Below are 3,916 nucleotides of genomic sequence, written 5' to 3' on the forward strand. Positions count from 1 at the left end.
TGATGGGCTTAAAGGCAGTACAGCAGACGGTAAAATAATTTCATATGCTCCATTGTCGCAGCAGGCAAAGCAAATGGATGGTATCGCATTGTCTGTAAAATATAATCAAAACAGTATTGTTTCGGGAGAAATGGGAAGAAGAGATGTAAAAATTATTGAAGCGATTTATGAGGCCATGCGAACAGGAAAAAGAGTAAGTATTGAAACTGATTGAACATTCATCATACTTAACTAAACCCCAATATTAATCATCATGAAAAAAATAATTACCGCAATAAAAGTTTTAAGCTACCAGCTTGCTGTACTTTTTTTTCTTCAATCATCTATCGTTATGGCACAAACTCAACAGGTTGGTATTTTTGACCAGCATGAAGATGTGGGCAACCCAAAACTAAAAGGAACAGTTGTCTATAATAAAGACGAACAAACCTATTTATTCTCCGGTGCCGGAAATAATATGTGGGCCAAAGCAGACCAATTTCATTTTGCGTGGAAAAAAATAAAAGGAGATTTTATTATAAGGGCTACCATTCGTTTTATTGGTACCGGAAAAAATGAACATCGCAAAATTGGCATTATGGCAAGAGAAACATTGGCAACAGGCTCCCGGTATGCAGATGCCTGTGTACACGGAGATATACTTTCTTCATTGCAGTTCAGACCTGTTGATAATGATACAACAGGGCAAATGGTTTTATCATCATACCATCCTACAGAAATAGAATTGGAGCGCCACGGCAATACATTTGTTTTTTCTGCCGCAGTTTTTGGCGAAACTTATAAATCGGTAAGTAAAGAATTATCGCTTGCAGAGGATCTGTATGCAGGGCTTTTTATCTGCTCACATGAGGAAGATGTAATGGAGAAAGCTGTTTTTAGCAATGTACAGGTTATTATTCCTGCTGCAGGAAATTTCAGACCTTATAGAGATTATATCGGCAGCCATATTGAAGTGATGGAAGTGGCAACAGGACATAGAAAAATATTACACAGTGCACCTAACTCGTTACAAGCACCCAACTGGACAAAAGATGGTAAACAACTTATCTATAATTCTGAAGGTCTTTTGTATAAGTATGAACTCAGTAATGGTTCTATCTCCACATTAAATACGGGCATCGCCAACCAGAATAATAACGACCATGTATTATCATTTGATGGAAAGCAAATGGCCATCAGCAACCACATGGGTGAAAAAAGAATTTCTACTTTATTTATCTTACCTATTACCGGTGCTGATAAGCCTGTGCAAATTACAGCTGTAGATTCTGGTCATTCTTATTTACATAGCTGGTCACCTGATGGAAAGAAATTAATTTTTACTGGTCAGCGAAAAAATCAGTACGATATATGGTCGATTGATATTGCTACTAAAAAAGAAACTGCATTAACCAATACGCCTACATTGGATGATGGGCCAGAGTATAGCCCGGATGGCAAATGGATTTATTTTAATTCGGTACGAACAGGGACAATGAAAATCTGGCGCATGAAACCCGATGGCAGCAACCACGAGCAGGTTACATTTGATGAATACAATGATTGGTTTCCGCATTTTTCACCCGATGGTAAATGGATAGTGTACGTATCTTTTCCAAAAGATATTGACCCAACAGACCATCCATTTTACAAAAAAATATATTTACGATTAATGCCCGTTGCAGGTGGCGTACCTAAAACCATAGCATACATATATGGCGGACAAGGGACTATTAATGTACCAAGCTGGTCGCCGGATGGAAAAAAGATTGCTTTTGTAAGTAATACAGATATGAAATTATAAATCTAAATTTTCATCAAATTACATACTGATTGATGAAGCACAGAGCCGGTATCAATAATTGAGCTGAGAATTGAAAAATGATTTAAATCAGCTATTTCTGTCAACTCTATTGATGAAATTTTTTTTTGCCAATTATTTTTTAATTGCCTGCTTTGCTCAATAAATTCAGCTGTTTCCTCAGCTCCACATGCCAGCAATACTGGGCAAATTTTACCTGGTTCTTTTAATGCCGGGCTATTGTCAATTGTCATTTCTCTATCCAGTTTTACAATATCGTTTATGTTGGATAAGTGTATAGGCACTAAATTATACAAACCACTTATACCACACATACCTTTTATAAAATGCAGGTTGGTTTGTGTATGCTCCTGCAACAGTAACATAGCAGCAAGATGAGCTCCGGCACTGTGTCCTGCTATAAAAATATTATTCATGCTTCCATTGTACATGGCGATATTTTCATGTATCCAATTTATTGCTTTGCTGCAGGACATTACTATCTCATCCATTTTAACATCTGGTGCTAATGGATAATTTATCAGCACTGTTGTAATTCCATAACTATAAAACGTTTTAGCAATAAAGTGAAACAATAATTTGTCGAACCTTTGCCAATATCCGCCATGTATAAATACTAATGTTTTTGAACCGGGTTGTAATGAAGGATATACATCCAGACATTCACGAATTGAAATACCATAAGGAATGTCTTTAATAACCTTGAGCTCTTTTTCCGTTTGTCTGCTGAGTGTTTCCCAATGTTGCAGGTAATTATTAAAATCCGGAACATGAAAACGGTTATTAAATTGCAGGTTTAATTCCTGTTGATTGTATGTTTTATAAATCACCATTTTATTGCGTCATCTGCATTATACTTATACATTTAAACAACTAAAAACTAATTTATAAAACTCCGGATGCGACTGCCAGGTTTTTCCTGTAACAATTTTTCCATCTTGTATTGCTTCATCTGGCGTTACATATTTACCACCGCAACTTTCTACTTCAAATTTTACATGCTCATAACAGGTGATGTTTTTATTTTTAACCAATCCTGCAGTTACCAATATTTGTACACCATGGCAAATAGCAAATATATATTTACCGGCATCAGAAAATTCTTTTACAATTCTTATTACCCTTGCATCATTGCGTAAATATTCCGGGGCCCTGCCGCCTGGTATTATCACAGCTTTATAATCAGCCGTATTTACATCATCAAATGCAACATTGGATTCAATTTGGTAGCCAGGTCTTTCTACATAAGTATCCCACCCCGGTTCAAAGTCATGCATCACCAGGTTCATTCGTTTTACAGTTGGAGCGGCAATTACCGGAATAAAATCTGCCTCTCTTAAACGGTGCAACGCATACAAAATTTCAAAACTTTCACCTGCATCACCCGTAATAATAAGTATTTTATTTTCTTTTATCATGTTTTGTAATTTAAAAGTTACTATCAATTTTTAAAAAATTCTGTAAATAAACGACGGCAAATCTTTTGCCCATTGTTCGTTGTGCCTTAGAGTTGAAATGTAAACTATCGCCTTTGTGTTTCAGGTCGCCTGTCGAAATAACGGCTGTATTGGCATCTTGCGCCGAGTAATTATGAATGGCTTTGTTTATTAATTCAAAGCCTTCTTTATTTTTTGAGAAACTCCCCAGCTCTCCAAGCAGTATTGGTAAATTATTATTACCAATAACTGATCTGAACTTTGTAAACAATAAGGAAAGTCTTTCGGTATAATGAGGAATGTTATTTTCATTAGCATCACTTTCGCCCTGGTGCCATAAAATGCCTTTAATAGTTCCGTGCTGTTTTCCTATCTCCACTTTAGCAAGAAAATTGGATAGCAGTTTTACATTACGGAAAAGAGAATCACCCAACCACTGACTTATTGAGCTGCCGCCAACTGCGGTGGGAAGCAACAAAATAGAAATGCTGTCAGGGATATTTTTGATCATAGCCTTTCCAAAAGAATAACCGCAATCAAGGCCGGCCAGGCTGGGCTCATAAAAATGTAATGGTTCTTTAGCCTTAATTAACTGGCCGTTTTTGTTAATGGATAGTATTCTTTTATTGGCAACTGTATCCTGTGGTTCAACAATACCTCTTCCTGCCATATTGGATTG

At 36.5% G+C, this 3,916-nt stretch carries 4 protein-coding genes and 1 pseudogene; 2 read left to right on the plus strand and 3 right to left on the minus strand.

Features of this window, described 5'->3' with window-relative positions; translation table 11 throughout:
- Together ACY65O_RS16155 and ACY65O_RS16160 are read left to right on the plus strand one after the other, a co-directional pair.
- A pseudogene (locus tag ACY65O_RS16155) lies at nt 1-214 on the plus strand (gfo/Idh/MocA family oxidoreductase); the annotation flags it as partial.
- 39 nt (nt 215-253) lie between these two features.
- The gene (locus ACY65O_RS16160; protein ID WP_462221896.1) at nt 254-1,783 is read left to right on the plus strand and encodes a TolB family protein; all 1,530 of its coding nucleotides are present in this window, start codon (nt 254-256) and stop codon (nt 1,781-1,783) included.
- A gap of 2 nt (nt 1,784-1,785) precedes the next feature.
- On the opposite strand, the gene ACY65O_RS16165 is transcribed toward ACY65O_RS16160, so the two are convergent.
- From ACY65O_RS16165 to ACY65O_RS16175, 3 genes are all read right to left on the minus strand, one after another.
- Nucleotides 1,786-2,634, minus strand: coding sequence for an alpha/beta hydrolase (locus tag ACY65O_RS16165; RefSeq protein WP_462221897.1), 849 nt, complete (start codon nt 2,632-2,634; stop codon nt 1,786-1,788).
- Between the two features lie 24 nt (nt 2,635-2,658).
- Nucleotides 2,659-3,219, minus strand: a complete 561-nt coding sequence (locus ACY65O_RS16170; protein WP_462221898.1) for a DJ-1/PfpI family protein — start codon at nt 3,217-3,219, stop codon at nt 2,659-2,661.
- Nucleotides 3,220-3,229: 10 nt separating this feature from the next.
- A partial coding sequence (locus tag ACY65O_RS16175; protein ID WP_462221899.1) for a sialate O-acetylesterase occupies nt 3,230-3,916 on the minus strand: 687 nt, incomplete at its 5' end.

This window comes from Ferruginibacter sp. (genome assembly GCF_031430955.1).
GTDB lineage: Bacteria > Bacteroidota > Bacteroidia > Chitinophagales > Chitinophagaceae > Ferruginibacter.